Raw genomic sequence first — 227 nt, forward strand, 5'->3', positions numbered from 1 at the left:
ATTCGGACCGGGGCAGCAACTACATGTCGGACGACTACGGCAGAACGCTTCGGGATCTGAGGTTGCGGCGATCTACTGGCCGGACCGGAATTTGTTTCGACAATGCGATGGCGGAATCGTTTTTTGGTGCGCTGAAGAACGAACGCGTGTCGCGTGTGAAGTATCTCACGCGTGAGGCGGCACGCCGGGACGTTACTGCCTACATCGAATTCTGGTACAATCGTCAG

Annotated in this window: 1 protein-coding gene; it reads left to right on the forward strand. The window is 56.4% G+C overall.

The genetic code is table 11. The features are described from left to right. Positions 1-23: 23 nt before the first annotated feature. A partial coding sequence (locus ACFHWT_RS31645) for an IS3 family transposase (RefSeq protein ID WP_416598390.1) occupies positions 24-227 on the forward strand: 204 nt, incomplete at its 3' end.

Source organism: Micromonospora sp. LOL_021 (genome assembly GCF_048060215.1).
In the GTDB taxonomy this organism is placed as follows: Bacteria; Actinomycetota; Actinomycetes; order Mycobacteriales; family Micromonosporaceae; genus Micromonospora_E.